This window comes from Mycoplasma sp. 1232, from assembly GCF_034863345.1.
Lineage (GTDB): Bacteria > Bacillota_I > Bacilli_A > Mycoplasmatales > Metamycoplasmataceae > Mycoplasmopsis.
Window position 1 is genome coordinate 56800 of record NZ_JAYFFB010000001.1, and the last position, 18209, is coordinate 75008.

Annotated in this window: 15 protein-coding genes; 6 read left to right on the forward strand and 9 right to left on the reverse strand. The window is 29.3% G+C overall.

Annotation, left to right across the window (positions count from 1 at the left end):
• Nucleotides 1–36 precede the first annotated feature (36 nt).
• From atpC to VBM88_RS00180, 9 genes are all read right to left on the reverse strand, one after another.
• Nucleotides 37–456 (reverse strand): ATP synthase F1 subunit epsilon, encoded by a 420-nt coding sequence (gene atpC / locus VBM88_RS00140; protein WP_257088725.1) that lies wholly within the window; start codon nucleotides 454–456, stop codon nucleotides 37–39.
• Nucleotides 456–1892, reverse strand: a complete 1437-nt coding sequence (gene atpD / locus VBM88_RS00145) for a F0F1 ATP synthase subunit beta (RefSeq protein WP_323680143.1) — start codon at nucleotides 1890–1892, stop codon at nucleotides 456–458. The genes atpC and atpD overlap by 1 nt, the downstream gene beginning before the upstream one ends.
• A 19-nt stretch (nucleotides 1893–1911) precedes the next feature.
• Entirely contained in the window at nucleotides 1912–2769 is an 858-nt protein-coding gene (atpG, locus tag VBM88_RS00150) for an ATP synthase F1 subunit gamma (RefSeq protein WP_323680144.1), read from the reverse strand.
• A gap of 5 nt (nucleotides 2770–2774) precedes the next feature.
• Nucleotides 2775–4355 carry a F0F1 ATP synthase subunit alpha gene (atpA, locus tag VBM88_RS00155; protein ID WP_323176568.1) on the reverse strand — a complete coding sequence of 527 codons (1581 nt, stop codon included), beginning with the start codon at nucleotides 4353–4355 and terminating at the stop codon, nucleotides 2775–2777.
• A 3-nt stretch (nucleotides 4356–4358) separates the two neighbouring features.
• On the reverse strand, nucleotides 4359–4919 hold the full coding sequence (atpH, locus tag VBM88_RS00160; protein WP_257088733.1) for an ATP synthase F1 subunit delta: 561 nt from the start codon (nucleotides 4917–4919) through the stop codon (nucleotides 4359–4361).
• Nucleotides 4920–4981: 62 nt separating this feature from the next.
• On the reverse strand, nucleotides 4982–5527 hold the full coding sequence (gene atpF, locus VBM88_RS00165; RefSeq protein WP_323189714.1) for a F0F1 ATP synthase subunit B: 546 nt from the start codon (nucleotides 5525–5527) through the stop codon (nucleotides 4982–4984).
• A 5-nt stretch (nucleotides 5528–5532) separates the two neighbouring features.
• The gene (gene atpE, locus VBM88_RS00170; protein ID WP_323680145.1) at nucleotides 5533–5835 is read right to left on the reverse strand and encodes an ATP synthase F0 subunit C; all 303 of its coding nucleotides are present in this window, start codon (nucleotides 5833–5835) and stop codon (nucleotides 5533–5535) included.
• A 19-nt stretch (nucleotides 5836–5854) separates the two neighbouring features.
• Nucleotides 5855–6634, reverse strand: a complete 780-nt coding sequence (locus VBM88_RS00175) for a F0F1 ATP synthase subunit A (protein WP_257088739.1) — start codon at nucleotides 6632–6634, stop codon at nucleotides 5855–5857.
• Between the two features lie 20 nt (nucleotides 6635–6654).
• Nucleotides 6655–7110 (reverse strand): hypothetical protein, encoded by a 456-nt coding sequence (locus tag VBM88_RS00180; protein ID WP_323680146.1) that lies wholly within the window; start codon nucleotides 7108–7110, stop codon nucleotides 6655–6657.
• A gap of 674 nt (nucleotides 7111–7784) precedes the next feature.
• Between VBM88_RS00180 and VBM88_RS00185 the strand changes: the two genes are divergently transcribed.
• From VBM88_RS00185 to VBM88_RS00210, 6 genes are all read left to right on the forward strand, one after another.
• Nucleotides 7785–9362 (forward strand): type I restriction-modification system subunit M, encoded by a 1578-nt coding sequence (locus tag VBM88_RS00185; RefSeq protein WP_323680147.1) that lies wholly within the window; start codon nucleotides 7785–7787, stop codon nucleotides 9360–9362.
• Between the two features lie 18 nt (nucleotides 9363–9380).
• Nucleotides 9381–10709, forward strand: a complete 1329-nt coding sequence (locus VBM88_RS00190; RefSeq protein WP_323680148.1) for a restriction endonuclease subunit S — start codon at nucleotides 9381–9383, stop codon at nucleotides 10707–10709.
• Nucleotides 10710–10893: 184 nt separating this feature from the next.
• Nucleotides 10894–11427 (forward strand): restriction endonuclease subunit S, encoded by a 534-nt coding sequence (locus tag VBM88_RS00195; protein WP_323680188.1) that lies wholly within the window; start codon nucleotides 10894–10896, stop codon nucleotides 11425–11427.
• A 61-nt stretch (nucleotides 11428–11488) separates the two neighbouring features.
• The gene (locus VBM88_RS00200) at nucleotides 11489–12016 is read left to right on the forward strand and encodes a restriction endonuclease subunit S (protein WP_323680149.1); all 528 of its coding nucleotides are present in this window, start codon (nucleotides 11489–11491) and stop codon (nucleotides 12014–12016) included.
• 76 nt (nucleotides 12017–12092) lie between these two features.
• Nucleotides 12093–15335, forward strand: a complete 3243-nt coding sequence (locus tag VBM88_RS00205; protein ID WP_323680150.1) for a type I restriction endonuclease subunit R — start codon at nucleotides 12093–12095, stop codon at nucleotides 15333–15335.
• 115 nt (nucleotides 15336–15450) lie between these two features.
• Nucleotides 15451–18024: a UU173 family protein gene (locus VBM88_RS00210; protein WP_323680151.1), complete on the forward strand. Its 2574-nt coding sequence runs from the start codon at nucleotides 15451–15453 to the stop codon at nucleotides 18022–18024.
• Nucleotides 18025–18209: the final 185 nt, after the last annotated feature.

An 18209-nucleotide genomic window follows, 5' to 3' on the forward strand; every position in this document is an offset into this window, starting at 1 on the left:
GTGCATAATAAAAGCAACCTAAAAAGGTTGCAAATATTATTTATTGAATAAATTGTATGCATCAATTTTAAAAAGAGCTTTTTTAAGTTTAGACTCTAATTTTGTTTTGTTTACTGAATCATTATGTGAAGCCTCTTCGATTTGTTTAATAAGTTTATCACGGTCACGAAGCGCTCTTTGGACATCAATGTTTTTAACATTGATAATATCATCTGTTATGATTGATACTTTTTTCTCATCAGCATATACAAGACCACCACCGATGTAACAACGAATTTCTTCACCATTTTCAGGTTTGATTGATAAGTTGCAAATCTCAATGTTTGAGAAAAGTGGTGTTCTATTAGCTTGAAGCCCGATGTAACCTGATGCTGTTTTTAATGTAACAATGTTTACGTCACCTTCATAAAATACACCTGATGGTACTGTGATTAATAAATGAGTTGTATTATTCATTATTTTTTATCTGTTGATGATTCAGTTGAAATGTTATTTTCTTCTTGATATTTTTTGTAACGTTCAATAACATCATCAATGCTTCCAGCATATCTGAACATTTCTTCTGGAAGGTTATCTAATTCACCTGAAAGAATAACTTTGAAACTTCTAATTGTTTCAGATAATGGAACATATCTACCTTTAATACCACTGAATTTTTCGGCAACTGTGAAAGGTTGAGATAAGAATTGTCTAATTCTTCTTGCTCTGTTAACAATTTTCTTATCTTCTTCAGATAATTCACCCATCCCTAAGATTGCAATAATATCTTGAAGTTCTTTAAATCTTTGTAAGATTGCGACAACTTCTTGAGCTGTTTCGTAGTGTTCATATCCAACAATTAATGGATCAAGTAATCTTGATGAAGAGTTAAGTGGGTCAATAGCTGGATAAATTCCAAGTGCTGCTGTTCCACGGTCAAGAACTGTTTTGGCATCTAAGTGAGTGAAAGTTGTAGCAGGCGCTGGATCAGTTAAATCATCAGCAGGCACATAAACAGCTTGAACTGATGTAATTGAACCTCTACGTGTTGAAGTAATTCTTTCTTGAAGCGCACCCATTTCTGTAGCAAGTGTCGGTTGGTAACCAACAGCTGATGGCATACGTCCTAAAAGAGCAGAAACCTCTGAACCAGCTTGTGTAAATCTAAAGATGTTGTCGATGAATAAAAGTACGTCTTGATTTTGTTTATCTCTAAAGTATTCAGCCATTGTAAGACCTGTAAGAGCAACTCTCATACGTGCCCCAGGTGGTTCGTTCATTTGTCCAAATACAAGTGCAGTTTTATCTAAAACTCCTGCAGCTTTCATTTCATAGTAAAGGTCATTTCCTTCACGTGTTCTTTCCCCGACTCCAGCAAATACTGAAAGTCCATTATGCTCTGTAGCTATGTTGTTAATAAGTTCTTGAACAAGAACTGTTTTACCAACTCCAGCTCCACCAAAAAGACCAATTTTTCCACCCTTTGCGTAAGGAATAAGTAAGTCGATAACTTTAATTCCTGTTTCAAGCACTTCTGATGAAGTTTTTTGTTCTTCATAAGAAGGTGCTGGTGCGTGGATAGGATCTCTTTCAATGTCTTTTGGTAAAGGTAAGTTGTCAATTGGGTTCCCTAAAACGTCAAACATTCTACCTAAAACAACGTTTCCTACAGGCACAGAAATTGGTGCACCTGTGTCAGTCACAACCATCCCTCTTTGAAGTCCATTTGTAGAAACCATTGAGATTGTACGAGCTGTATCATCCCCAATGTGTTGCGCGACTTCGAATGTGTAAACTTTTCCATCATGTTCTAATTCAACAGCATTAAGTAAGTGAGGTAATTTTCCTTCTTCAAATCTAACGTCCACAACTGGACCTAAGATTTGAACGATAATTCCTTTGTTTTTTACCATTCATTCCTCCTTATTTTAATTAAGTAGCATCTGCACCAGCTACAATTTCATTGATTTCTTGAGTTATGTTACTTTGACGTTTTCTGTTAAATTGTAATCTTAACTCATCAACTAAGTCTGTTGCATTATTTGTAGCATTTTCCATAGCGTTACGTCTTGAAGCGATTTCTGAAACTTTTGAACCTGTAGCAAGTCCATAAACCATACTTGCTAAGTAAAGTGGAATTGAGTTTTTAAGCACCACTTCTGAGTTAGGCTCAAATTCAATTGTGTTTTTAGCTTGCACACTAGCATTTTCAGATTCAATGTCTAGTGGGAAGAGTTTAAGTTTTTTAGCTTCCTGTGTAATGTTGTTAATAAATTCTGTGTAATAGATGTAAATGTTAGCAACTCTTTTGTTTGAATATTCTTCAAAAGCTTTTTTAGATACAACAGAACTAAGTTCATAAGAGATTTTATCTCCTAGTTCTGTGTATTTAGAAATGACTTGTTCATCATATTTAAATGAATGTAATAGAGCAAGTCCTTTTCCTCCAAGCACAATGATTTTGTCGCTTGGTTTAAGAGTTTCTTTAAGTAATTTGACAATATTAGTATTGTATGAACCGCATAATCCTAAATCAGATGTGATGATTATGTGTAAATCAGAATCAACATTAGTGTTTTTAGGGAAAATTGAGTAAAACTCTCTCGGTTCAACGTGTGATGCTAATTCTCTAAACATTTCGTTTAATGAATTTAAATATGTTTCAATACTTTCAAATTCATTTCTAATTCTACGTAATTTAGCAGTTGATACTAATTGCATAGCATTAGTAATCTTTTTGGTATTGTTAATTACATTAATTCTATTTTTAATTGAATTTAAGTTTGCCATTTTAATTATTTAAGTAAGTCATTGTATTTTTTAGGAAATGCTTTATGCAACTTAGGATCATAGTTAGGAATTGTAGCGATGATGTTTTGTACTATCTTAACTAATACTTTTTCTGTTGTTTGGTAGTCTTCAGGTGTGAATAAACCTTTTGAAGCAATGTTTGAGAAAAGTTCCATACCTTCAGCTGTTTTGTTTACAAATGCAATAACGTTATCTCTGTATTCTTTAATATATTCTTTTGGAAGTGGGTTAATAATTCTTTCTTTAACCCCTAAAAGAATAATAGCTTGTGTAACTTGTGGAATCGCAAAGTATTGTTCTTGTTTTAAAAGTTCATATACTTTAGCACCGTGTTCTAAAATTGATTTAGTTGACTCATCAAGGTCTGAACCAAATTGAGCAAAAGCTAACATTTCGTTGTATTGAGCAAGTTCAAGTTTAAGTGAACCAACAACTTGTTTCATAGCTTTAATTTGAACAGCAGAACCAACACGAGAAACTGAGAAACCAATATCAACAGCAGGTCTTTGCCCTGAGTTAAATAGTGATTCTTTTGTGAAAATTTGACCATCTGTAATTGAAATTACGTTAGTTGGAATGTAAGCTGAAATATCCCCTTGTTGAGTTTCAATGATTGGAAGAGCAGTAATTGAACCTCCACCATTTTCTTTGTTAAGTCTAGCTGCACGCTCTAAAAGTTGAGAGTGTAAGTAGAAAACGTCTCCAGGGTAAGCTTCACGACCAGGTGGTCTTCTTAAAAGAAGTGAAAGTGTTCTATATGCAACTGCGTGTTTTGATAAATCATCATAAACAATTAATACGTCTTGTCCTTGAGACATTCAGTATTCTGCAATAGTAACTCCTGTATATGGAGCAATGTATTGTTGTGGAGCTAATTCTGAAGCTCCTGCAACAACTACTGCTGTGTAATCAAGCGCACCAAATTCATTAAGTTTGTTAACAATTTGCGCAACTGTTGAGTTCTTTTGACCAATTGCTACGTAAACACACTTAACGTTTTTACCTTTTTGGTTGATGATAGCATCAATAGCCATAGCTGTTTTACCAGTTTGACGGTCACCGATGATAAGCTCTCTTTGCCCTTTACCGATTGGAATCATTGAGTCAATCGCAATAATACCAGTTTCAAGTGGTTGGTTAACTTCTTCTCTAGTCATAACACCAGGAGCAATTTTGAAGATTTCACTTTTAATTGTTCCTTGAATTTTACCTTTACCATCAATTGGTTCTCCAAGGGCGTTAACAACTCTACCTAAAAGAGCATCGCCAACATTTACGTCAATAACTTGACCTGTTCTTTTAACAATGTCCCCTTCAGAAACAGAGTTAGCATCACCAAATAAAGCAACTCCAACTGTTTCTTCTTCAAGGTTTAAAGCAAGTCCATAAACACCGTTGTCAAAAACTACAATTTCGGCATTTTTAACCTTTTGAAGACCTGATACAACAGCAATACCATCACCAATTGAGATAACTTGACCAATTTCTGATCTGTCAGCTACTTTACCAATGTTTTGAATTCTTTCTTTAATGATTGCAGAAATATCATCTAATTTGATAGCCATAAATTACACCTCCTTTTCTTTTTGTTTAAAAATAATTTCGTTTTTGATTTTGTTTAAGTCGTGTAGTATGTTCATTTCAATAACTTCAGTTTTAGACACAATTCTAAATCCACTAATAATATTTGGGTTAATTACATTGTGAATTTCAATTGTACGTCTTGTAACTTTTTGAAGTTTATCGTTGATTTGTTGAAGTTGCTCATCACTTAATGGGAAAGCTGATTCAACTACTACATAACGAATTCTTAATGCATCATTTGATAACTTTAAATATTCAATGATGATGTTTTTTAATTGAGACACCATTTTTCTTTGAACTATAACTTTAATTGAGTTAATTACAATATAGTCAAATTGATTTTTATCAAAAGCCATATCGATTGTTTTGAATCTTTCAGCTTCAGGAATTAAGTCGTTTCCTAAATATTCGATAAAACCCGGAATTGTGTCAATTAAATCTTTAACAGCCTCAAATTGAGGTTGAATTAATTTAAATTTATCTTGTTTTTTGACCAAGTCATAAATTGCTACTGCATATGCAGATGTATTTCTTTTTTTGTACATAATAAAATCTTAAAAGTTTTGCTATTTTACTTTTATAGTAGTTATATAGCTGTAAAAGTTAATTACTCACTTGATTCAAGATAGTTTTTAATAATTTCATCTTGAGTTTGTGGAGAAATTTCTTTACGTAAGATTTTCTCTGCTAATTCTGTAGCTACTTGGATTACATATTTTTTAGCATTAGCATCAAATTCTTTCTTTTGCAACGCTATATCTTGGTTAGTTTCTTCAAGTAATCTATATGATTCAGCTTTTGCTTTGTCAATATAAGTTTTAGAAACTTCACCAGCTTTTATTTTTGCTTTGTTAACAATGCTATCTGCTTGCTTGTGAGCTTCTTTAAGTTTTTCGTTTGCATCGTTTAAAACTTGTAAGCTGTCTTCTTTTTGTTTAATAGCATTGTTGATATTTTCTTGGATGAAATTTGTTCTATTTTTCATCATCTTTTTAACTGGTTTATATAAAAGATATGTAAGTAATAAAAACACAATTAAAAAAGCGATGATAGTAGCAATCATCATTGGAACACTTGGAAATAGTCCATTGAATTTTTCTTGGACTTGTTGATTCAATGATTCTTGCTTAAGATAAATTAAATTTTGAACCATAGTTATTATTTAATGAACATTAATAATAAAGCAATAATAAATGCATAAATAGCAGCTGTTTCAGCAATACCAACACCGATAATTAACATTAAACGGATTTTTGATTCTGCTTCAGGATTTCTTCCAACAGCTTCTGCAGCTTTACCAGCAGCATAACCTTGTCCGATACCTGTTCCTAAAACACCGATTGCAGCTAATCCTGCACCAATAGCAACAAGACCTGATTTGATGTCTCCACCATTTTGTGCAGCTGCTTGAGCAGTGTTATTTGCAGTTTCTTCTAAAAATTTTGTTACTGTTTCAATCATAATTAATCCTCTTTTCTATTTAATAAATTGCTTGTGATAATTGTGAATTAAGGTTTTTGTTACTTCTTACAATTTTTGATTTACCTTTTTTAAGTTTTTTAGGTTTAACTTCTTCTGCAGTTGACTCAATAGTTCAGTATACAAGTGTTAAAAGTGAAAATATGTAAGCTTGTAATGTAGAGCCGAATAGGTCAAAATAAAAGTGTAATGCAGGTGATAAAATCAATCCAAAGAAGAATTGTTGATTACTTGACCCTGTTACTTTTGTCCATATTCATCCACAGAATGAATAAAATAAGAAAATAACTGTAGATCCTCCTATAACATTTCCATAAATACGAAAACTAAGAGAAATAAGAGGAGATACTTTACCAGGTAAATCAAGTGGGTTGATAAATGATTTTAGATATCTTCACTTACGGTACACTGCGCCACAAACAAAGATACCAAGTCAGCTCATTAAAGCTAATGTTAACGGAACTGAATAAGATGTTACGATCGGTTCTAAACCAAAGACAGCTGTAAGGTTACCAATTAGAATAAAAGTAGCTAAAGTCAAAATATAGTATCTTGAATTTTGCACTTGTGTTCCACCGGTTGCATCATCAAAAGTTTTGTCAATGAACTTAACATAACCTTCAGCGATGAGTACTACACCTTTCGGAGCTTCATTTGGTTTAATTTTTGATACTTTGAAATAAACAACTAAACAAATAATTAGTACTATAAAAACAGTAACTACAAGCGATAACATTTGTGGTTGATTTCAAACTCAAAGACCTTTTAAAAATGTATCCATCCTGCTCATCTCCTTTCTTTTTAGTTTCTTATTTTTTTATTAACTATTTCTGTGATGATAATCACAAAAATATTAGTTAATATTCCTCCAGCAAATGCAAAGAAATTAAATGGTTGATCTAATGCTTGCAATACTGAATATTCGGTAATCTGCATTTGTTTTAGGTACTCTCTATTAATAAAAAACATTAAGTACATGATCGCACCTAAAATTAAGAAAAATAAAACTGATTTTAAAATCGATAAAGCATACAATTTTGTTTTTTTATTTCTTAGAAATAAATACGCAAAAAGTCAGTTTAATTTAAATAAAAAATAAATTAGTAGACCACCTAATGCATACCCGAAAAATAGACCAAGATTAATTCCTATAAGAGATAAAAACACTACAGAAATTAATAAAAAAAAGATTGCAAATATAAAAGTATGCATTTGCATATATGTCATTTTTTTTATAGCCTTTTTAATTGGTAGCATGTTTCTATTTTAATACTTTTAGAAAGTTATATCACCTTTTTTACAATATTTTTTTAGGTTGCTAAAATTTGAGAAATAAGCTACTAAGAGAACAAAAAAGAACTCATAAAATCGAATATTTAGTGAGGTGGTAAATCCAAATACTTGAATTTTATGAATTCTTCATTTGAACCATACAAAATAAGTGTGTTAACCCTTAACCTCAAACAGGGGTGGTTTTTTTTATAAAGGAGTTCAATTATCAATTTTAATTGGTAATTTTTTATACTACATACTAAAATCGATTTTAATGTAAATTCAATAATTTTAAATAAAACAATTCATTCCAACACTTGCGATAATAATGCAAAATTAGCAGTACATAGAATATTTAATTAAATAAACGAATTTTAATCAGAAAATATATTTTTTATTATTTAGCAATAATAGTTTCTCTTATATATTTTTTGTAATTTTGCCTATTTTCTTTGTTTTTTTTTTTTTTTTTACAATAACAATAAATAACAAAAATATAAATTGATTGTGTAAAACAATCAATGTGAATTAACTAAGTGTTAAATAGTTTTTTAAATAAAAAATCAACACCAGAATAACATATATCTAGCATTAAAATATAAAATATTTTAATATAATTTAAAATAACAACAATTTAGGTGTAAATGAAAGGAATTTTTATGGATAATACAAAAGAAATACAAAGAGCTGAATTACATAAAACAATTTGAAACATCGCTGATCAATTAAGAAGTCAAGTTGATGGATGAGAATTCAAAAATTATGTACTTGGAACACTTTTTTATCGTTTTATTTCAGAAAGTATCACAAGATATGTAAATACCATTCAACACGAAAGTGGTGATTTAGATTTTAATTATGAGGCTTTAAGTGATGAAGAAATTACTGACGATATAAAAGAAGCTATTATTTCTGCAAAAGGGTTTTTCATTTACCCTTCACAACTTTTTACAAATGTTGAAGCTAATGCAACCAACGATGAAAACTTAAATGAAACACTTGAAAATATCTTTAAAAACATTGAAAATTCTGCAAAGGGTCGTTCAAGTGAAGGTGACCTTAAAGGGCTTTTCGAAGATTTTGATGTTAACAGCAACAAATTAGGAAACACAGTTGCAAAATGTAATGCTACATTAAGAGCACTTCTTACAGGTATTAAAAAAATGGAACTTGGAAACTTTGAAGACAACACTATTGACTTATTTGGTGATGCATATGAGTTTTTAATTTCTATGTATGCTCAAAACGCAGGTAAATCAGGTGGTGAATTTTTCACTCCACAAGAAGTAAGTAAATTACTTTTCAAACTTGCTCTTGGAAATAGAACTGAAGTTAGAAAAGTTTATGATATGTGTGCTGGTAGTGGTTCTTTATTACTTCAATCAATTAAAGTGCTCGGGAAAGACAACATTAAAGAAGGTCTTTATGGACAAGAAATTAATGTTTCTACTTATAACTTATGTAGAATCAATATGTTCTTACACGATATTAACTACAGTAAGTTTAAAATCATTTGTGATGACACATTAACTCATCCTGGTTTAGATGAGGAAGAACCATTTGATGTAATCGTTTCCAATCCACCTTACTCAATCAAATGGGAAGGAGATGCTAATGCAACATTAATTGCTGATCCTAGATTTGCGCCAGCTGGTGTGCTAGCTCCTAAATCTAAAGCTGACTGAGCATTCGTCCAACACGCGCTTCACAAACTTTCAGCGGATGGTGCAGCTGCAATTGTTTGTTTCCCTGGAATTATGTATCGTGCCGGAGCCGAAGCTAAAATCAGAAAATACTTTGTAGATAACAACTTTGTTGATGCAATTATTCAATTACCAGACAACTTATTCTATGGAACAAGTATTTCAACTTGCATCCTTGTAATTAAGAAAAATAAAACAAGCAATGAAGTTAAATTCATTGACGCAAGTAAGGAGTTCATTAAAATCGCAAATAACAACAAGTTAACAGATGAAAACATTCAAAACATTATCAACTTATACAATTCAGACGAAGATAAAGTAAATGTTCTTAAAATTGTTAGAACAGAAGATATAGCAAATAATAATTACAGCCTTTCTGTAAATACTTATGTTGAAAAAGAAGACACAAGAGAAGTTATTGATATTAAGAAGTTAAATCAAGAAATCAGAGAAATTGTTACAGAGCAAGCTGTGCTTAGAGCAAAAATTGATGAAATTGTTGAAAGATTAGATAAAAGTTTTGGAGACTTGTAGAAAAGGATTTTAAATATTATGAAAAATGAAAATCAAACCAATTTTTCTATTGAAAACTTCCTTTCAGCAAACGACATAAAAAATGTACAAATTAAGAAACTTTATGAAGTAACAATTTGAAGCAAATCATTCGCTAATTTTGACAAAAATAAACTCTTAAAAAGTGAAATAAACTATAAGTCAATACTTTCAAAAGAAGCCAAAGAATTGGTTGTAGAAAATGGAGATATAAAACTACTTACAACATATCCATCTGATATGTTTACATCTACAGATATTTGAGATGGAGATGTTTATGAAGAAGAAATTGTTTATATCCCATCAGGTGGTAACCCTTACATTCAATACTATAATGGTAAATTCATTAATGCAGGCAACATAATCGCAACATCATATGATAAAAATGTTGTATCAACAAAATATGTATATTACTTCCTAAAATCTAAAAACGATTTAATTGCCAAAGCATTTAGAGGCAGTGGAATTAAACACCCATATATGCCTGAGATTTTAGAAATTGAAATCCCTATTCCATCAATCGAAGTTCAAACCCAAGTGGTTAAAATATTAGATATCTTTTCTAGTTACGCAGAAAAGCTGAAAGCGGAGCTGAAAGCTAGAACCACACAGTATGAATACTACAGAAATTCATTGCTTTCAGATTCTCAATCAAAAGACAGTGTTTTAACTAAAAAATTATGAGAAGTAACATCTTGAAATAAAATCTTTGCTGATTTTGATAGAACTAAACAAGTTAATAATACTTCAGAATATAAATCAATATCGGCACAAGAAGCCAGGGAATTAATTGTTGAAAATGGAGACATTAAACTCCTCACAACATCACCATCAAATCTCTTTACTTCAATCTCAAAATGAGTTGGGAATGTCTATGAAGATGAAATTGTTTATATTCCAAGTGGTGGGAATCCATATATTCAATATTGAAATGGTAAGTTTATAAATGTCGGAAATGTAATCGGAAAGTCTTTTGATAAAAAAATATTATCAAACAAATACTTATATCATTTCTTAATGTCAAAAAGTGATTTGGTAGAAAAATCATTCAGGGGTTCAGGAATTAAACACCCTTATATGCCTGAAATTCTAGAAATTGACATAACAATCCCTTCAATCGATATTCAAAATAAAATTACTGATGCATTAGACAACTTCGAAGCTATTTGCAAAGATCTTAAAATCGGACTCCCTACTGAAGAAGTTAAAAGAAAACAACAATACGAATTTTATAGAAACTCTATCTTTGAATATCTTGAAACTAACTCATTTGAAAAATTAAGGAGAGAGAGAGAGAGAGAGAGAGAGAGAGAGAGAGAGAGAAGATAACTTAACCACAGGTTTAATTAAGTTAATTCAATATATCTTTGATCAAACTATTTCATTAAAATTATCTAAACTAATTCAATTTACAAATGGATTTAACTTCCTAACAAATGCAAATTTTGATGATAGCAAACCTGCAGCATCAATCATAAAAATAGCAAACATTGACAAAAACAACAATTTAAACATTAATAATGCTGAAAAATTTAATTTTACTTCATATCCTAACAATGATTTATCTAAATACAAAGTTAATAAAAATTGCATATTAATAGCTATGTCAGGAAATACAATTGGTAAAACTTATTATTCAAGTGAAGAATTAAACTGCTATATAAATCAAAGGGTTGGAAAAATCGAAACCCAATTAGATATTATTAACCTAAAATTCATTTACTTTTATCTTAATAATATAATCCCTAATTGAATTAAACAGTTTTACTTAAAATCTTCACAACCAAATATAAATACTTCAGATATCTTTGATATTGAAGTAAAAGTTCCTTCTCTGGAAATGCAAAATAAAATAGTTAATACACTAGAAAATTTTGAATCAATTTGTAAAGACCTTAAAATCGGTCTTCCAGCTGAAGAAATTAAAAGACAGCAGCAATACGAATTTTACAGAGATTCAATCTTTGAATATCTTGAAACTAACTCATTTGAAAAATTAATGAGAGAGAGAGAGAGAGAGAGAGAGAGAGAGAGAGAGAGAAGATAACTTAACCACAGGCTTAATTAAGTTAATTCAATATATATTCGGAAACACAATTTTAATTTCTTTGAATGATATATTTGAAAAAATTTACACAGGAGAATTCATAAAAAAGAATTTAGATACAGGTAAATTTGAGATTATTAATGGTGGTAAGAAACCACTTGGATATACAAATGATTATAACTGTGAAAAAGCAATAACAGTGGCCAGAGTAGGGTCTTCTGCAGGTTATGTTAACTTCATTGAAAACAAATTTTGATTGAGTAATAGTTGTATGGCATTAATAAACCCGATTAAATCTATTGCTAACCAAAAATATGTTCTCTATTATCTAAAAAATAATAGTTTAAAACTTAAAAGTTTAACTACTGATGGTGCATTACCATCCATAAACTTGAGTGATTTAAGAAAACTAAAAATCAAATTACCATCACTAGAAACTCAAAACAAAATAGTCGAGATTTTAGATACTTTTGACACTATGTGCAACAATTTAAAAATTGGTCTTCCGGTTGAAGAAGCAAGAAGACAACAACAATATGAATATTATAGAAATTTAATATTTGATAAATTATCAGATAAAAATAATTAACACTTTAATACCTATATCCAAACTATATAAACTAATATAAGCAACATATAACAACAAATAAAAAGGTGGATTTACTATGGCAAAAGAAAATCATGCAATATTACATACTCCTGAAAACACAGTTATTGCTGAGTTTGATTTTGAAAAACAAAGACAAAGACCTACAAATTATCAGTCAGAAGCTGATTTAGAAAAAGAGTTTATTAATCTTCTAACTAGTCAAGGTTATGAGTATATTCAAATCAAAAATTCAGAAGAACTTAAAAATAACATTAGAAAGCAACTTGAAAGATTAAATCAAGTTACTTTTACAGATAGTGAATGAAAACATATTCTTTCTGAAATTTCAGGAGAAGGTAAAGGTATTAAAAAGAAAACTGAAATTATTCAAAAAAATAACATTATCCCACTTAAAAGAGAATTATCTAATGGTGAATCTCAGACTAAAAACATTAGATTAATTGACTTTAAAAATCCACAAAGCAACATACTTCAAGTGATTAATCAATATGAAGCTGACCACGGTAAATATAAAAATAGATATGATGTAACTATTTTAGTAAATGGTCTTCCTTTAGTTCACGTTGAACTTAAGAGAAGAGGTGTAGACATCAGAGAAGCTTTCAATCAAATTGAAAGATACCAAAGTGAAAGCTTCTGATCTGATGAAGGTTTCTTTGAATTTATTCAAATCTTTGTTATTAGTAATGGAACTGAAACAAAATACTACTCAAATACAACTAGGGATTTAAAAACTTCATCAAACAAATCCGGTTCAGCTGTTAAGAAAAGTAAACAATCATTCCAATATACATCATATTGAGCAGATGGTAAGAATAGAAAAATAACTGATCTTATTGACTTTACTAGAACATTCTTTTCAAGACACACATTATTAAATATTCTTACTAAATATTGTGTCTTTGATTCAAATGAACAACTATTAGTAATGCGTCCATATCAAATTGCAGCTACTGAAGCAATCATTTCAAAAATTAAAATGATGTCTTCATTAGGCAACTGAGGTAAAAAAGATGCAACTGGATATGTGTGACATACTACCGGTTCAGGTAAGACACTTACATCATTTAAGACCGCTGAATTAGCAAAAGAATTAGATGACATTGAAAAAGTTATCTTCGTTGTAGACAGAAGAGACTTAGACTTCCAAACAATTAATGAATATAACCGTTTTGAAAAAGGAAGCGTTAAAGGTGTACAATCGACAAACATTTTAAGTCAAGTGCTTGAAAATGAAACTGTTGAAGATGAAAGATCTAAAATCTTAGTCACAACAATTCAAAAACTTTCAAAATTTATTGAAAAAACACCTAAATCAGCTATATATGATAAAAAAGTTGTCTTCATCTTTGATGAATGCCACCGTTCACAATTCGGTAAGATGCATAAAAGAATTGTTAACAAGTTCAAAAAATACTTCTTATTTGGATTTACTGGAACTCCTATATTTGTTGAAAACGCAAACACAACAAATGGTCAAATGCTGACAACTGATATATTCAAAGACCAACTTCATACTTACACAATTTTAGATGGTATTAGAGACCATAATGTTCTTAAATTTAAAGTTGATTTCTTGAATACATTTAAATCTGCTTCTGGTATCGAAGATAAGAAAATATATGGAATCGATAAGAAAAGTATCAAGGAATCAGACAAAAGAGTCGCAATGAATGTTCAGTACATTCTTGAAAACTTTGATAGAAAAACCAGAGCAAAAGATGGTTACTCATTTTCTAAATTAGTTAACTATGATGAAATGGTTAAAAGCAAGGATAACACTGCTAAAGAAATAAAAGTTGATACAAAACTTCAAGGTTTCAACTCTATTTTTACAGTTGAAAATATCTTGATGGCTAAAAAATACTACCTTGAATTCAAAAAACAATTAGCAGAGCAACATAGAAATTTAAGAATTGCAACAATATTCACATATGCACCTAATCCAGATCCTGAATCAGGAGTTTTCGAGGAAGAAGATATTGATATCCCTACAAACGTAACCTATGATTCAACTGATAAAGAATTCTTAGCACAAGCTATGGATGATTATAATCAAATGTTCAAAACTAACTTCTCATTAGATGGTGCCGAAGGGTTTGCTAACTACTATAAAGATGTTTCATTAAGAATGAAAAACAAAGATATTGATATCTTAATAGTTGTTGATATGTTCTTAACTGGATTTGACTCACCTACATTAAATACTTTATGAGTTGATAGAAAACTTGAATATCACCGTTTAATTCAAGCATTTTCAAGAACAAACAGAATTTTAAACTCTGTTAAAGTATGTGGAAACATAGTTTGCTTTAGAGATTTAAGAAAAGAAGTTCAAGATGCTATTGCATTATTTGCTCTTAACGATAAAGAAGCTTCTAATACAGCTTTATTTAGAGATTATAACTTCTACTTAAATGGTGAAACTAATGAGAAAACAGGTGTGCACGTTAAGGGTTACGTTGACTATGTTAATGAAATAAAAGAAAAATTCCCACTTGAGAATTTAGACCAAAGAATCGAATACTTCCCTGAAAGTAAGAAGAAAGAATTTGCTAAGTTATTTGGAAAAATCTTAAAATGTAAGAATACATTAATGGTGTTTGATGAATTCCAACAAGATGCTAATAAAATTATTCCTGACAGAGACTTGCAAGATTATCAATCTCACTACTTAAATATTTGAAATGAATTTAAGGACAAAGAAAAGAATGACGTTTACAAAGAAAATATCATCAATGATATTGTCTTTGAAATCGAATTAGTTCAACAAGATGAAATTAATGTTGAATACATCATTAGATTAATTGCAACTAGATTTGCTCAAAAAACAGATACTGAAAAAGTTAAAAAAGAAGTTGGTAAACTTGCACAATCAAGTACTTCTCTCAGAAACAAAAAGGATCTTATTTTAGAATTCATTGACCAATACAATATTCAAGATATTTCAAAGACTGCTACTGAAAATGAAATTGAAATCAACACTTGAGAAGAATGAGAAAAATTCGTTCATCAAAGAGCTGGACAAGAAATTAACACAATTATTAATAGCCAAAACATTCAAGGTGAGCAAGCTAAAGAATACATTCTTAACTCACTTGAAAGTGGAAGCTTAAAATTTGATGGACAAGGCTTGGATTCAGCTATCAAAGCACCATTATTTCCACGTGGAGCAAATTCATCAAATAGATATGAAACTAAGAAAAGAGTGTTCTCAATCTTCCAAAACTTCTTTAACAAATTCAAGGATATTCTTAATATCAAAAAGTTCAAGAATACTTTAAAAAATGATAAATAATTCAATATTACCAGAGATTCTTCTGGTGATATTTTTATTTATCCCTATGGTTCAAACACAGAAGTTACAATCAAATATTGACAACTTGATATAATCAAAATAAGGGGTGTAAATTATGGAGCAAAAAAACATTATTAAGATAACTGCAAACAACTTTCTAAAGGTTTTTTTCAAAAATCCTTTACTTATTTTTCATTCAAATAATTTAGTTGATTGAATTAAACAATCAGCTTATTTTGATAAATATAATGTATCAATTGATGATTATTTGAGCAATATTAAATTCGGCAATATTGATGAATTAGATGATGATGAGGACGAATCTGGAGAAAATGCAATTGATGCAAATAAAGTGTCTGAATTTATGTCTGAACAAAGCTTGCAAATGGAACTAGATACAAATTCAGATAAACTTGTTTGAAGCAATAATTTCTTACACGAATTAGATTCAATTTTTGCAAAACAAGAAAACAGCGAACAAGTTGAATTTATTAAAGTTAACGTTTCTGAATTCTTGCAATTTAAATTGGATGCATACAACTGATATTTAAATAAACACAACTATAAACCAAATGAAGTTGGTTATATTAAGCAAATTGATAATTTAGAAGTCAAATTACAGCAAACTCTTAATTACTTAAATGATGACAAAATCAAAGTAATTATTGAACCTGTATTTGCTTATAAAATCGAGAATCAAAATGATGTATTTTATTTAACTTCATCATCACTTATATATGATAAACAACTTAAAAAATATGTAGGTTTATCATATGTTGATAAAGCTAAGAAAGATTTATATCAAAAAAACTTTTACAACTACAACGTACTAAAGAAATCAAATATTCCTCTTGAATCTATTAGCGAAATTATTATTAATCCATTTGTTAATAAACTTAGATTAACACAAAAAGACAAGATTGATTTTTATGAAGTCTTTTCAGTAATGACAAAGATAAAATCTCCTTCAAAACCAAGTAATAAATCTGATAAATTAGATTGAATGAGCGAAGATGATTTTTATAATTTATTCACTCCAATCGAACACGGATTGTTAAAATCAGGAACACTTGTATTGTATGATTCGTGAAACGAACAAGACTACTTAAATAACTTTACAAAAAATTCAAATTCCTTTATTTTGAGTGCTAAAAGAGGATATTATTGCGATAGAAGTTTAGGTCTTAATTTAGAAGAATTTGTAACAATACCTAATGCAATTAAGATATTTAGTGAATTCATAGACCAAATAAAAGAAACTCATGATATCTATAAATCAGTTAATTCATTAATTGAAAAATCAAATGGTGTTTTTCTTACAAAAGACAAGAGAGGAAGTTCACCTGAGTCATATGTTTACTATGAACCATTTGATAGTTACATTGACAAAATCATCAATTCTTATTATTTAGCACCCGAATTATCTAATATTGATTACAACTTATTTAGATATTGTTTTAGCAAAGATGCTGAAGATAATTTTGAATTAATGAATAGTTTAAATGATTTCATAAATGCATACAAAAACTCAAAGATTTCAAACAGTTCTCTTATTAATATACCTACAGATGTATTCAAGTCACCTGATAAATTAGTTATTAGAGCATTTCTTTATGGAAAAGATTTTATACCTTATTCATTTGGTAGAATAGTCAAAGAGTCAGAAGATAAAGTGCTTGAGCTAATTAACAAATATGAAAAAATAAATGCAATAAATGTTAAAGCGGCTCTTGATAAAATCTTTAAAATTCACTTAAAAGATTCAGTAATTGTTTGATATGACTATGAAGGTTTTTCATCAATCTATCCAGTTATTCCTGGTACATCATCATATCAGCAAATCGTTAACCAGGTATCGGTTATCAAAACTCAAAATGGTAAAGAAATTTACAAAGAGAACTTTGTCATAGACACAAAAAACTTTGATTTATCGAAAACAATATATATGTTTAAGATAATTCACGATAAAGATGCTAAAGGTTACGTTGTATATAACAAGACATATGAAAATACAAGAAACAAAGAGCTTCTTAATTTAATTGAAATTGAATACAAAAATAATAATGAAAAAATTCAAGAGCAAATTCACTTGCATTTTGAAACATTAGGAAACTTCAAACAGGCAATTAATGAAATCAACAATTTAGCAATTGACTTAAATGATATTTTTAAATCAACATCAACAGAACTTAAATCTAGGTTAATTTCAGACAAATATTTCATTGTATTTAAAGAAAATACAAGCAATGAAACATTAGAATTAGTTAAATTAATTAATAGTGATATTGAAACATTTTCATTAGATAGAATTTGTTATATTAATGAACTACTGAGATTTAGTAGTATTAAGAAAGTTGAAAAATACATCACACATAACAATTTAAAACTAAAAACATTGATTACACCTTATTCAGAATTAGTTATTCAAAAAGGTACTATGGCAATGGAAAAAGCGCAAATTAGACACGCAAAACTAATTGGGGATTCGCATTGAGAAAACGACATTGTTCCTGAACTTAAAAAGTACTGTGAAAATGATGTTAGAGCTATGATAATGGTTTATGAGCTTATTATGTATATTCTTAGACTTAAGTTCCCAAAACTTGATGAATATGAGTACAAAATTGATTCAGAAAAGTATGAATACAAGATAGAAAATGAGCAAATAACACTAGCTCCAAGAGATTAAAATAAAAATACAAGCAATTATTACAACTGAAACTGTAATTATTTGCTTGTATTTTTTTAATTAGATTTAAGAATGGCGATTAATTCATTGAGAAATTCAATTGTTCTATCGATTTGGTAATTAGTTTTAGATTTAACATCATTACTAAAATAATTGTTTTGATTTTCTTTTAATTTTAATTTAAA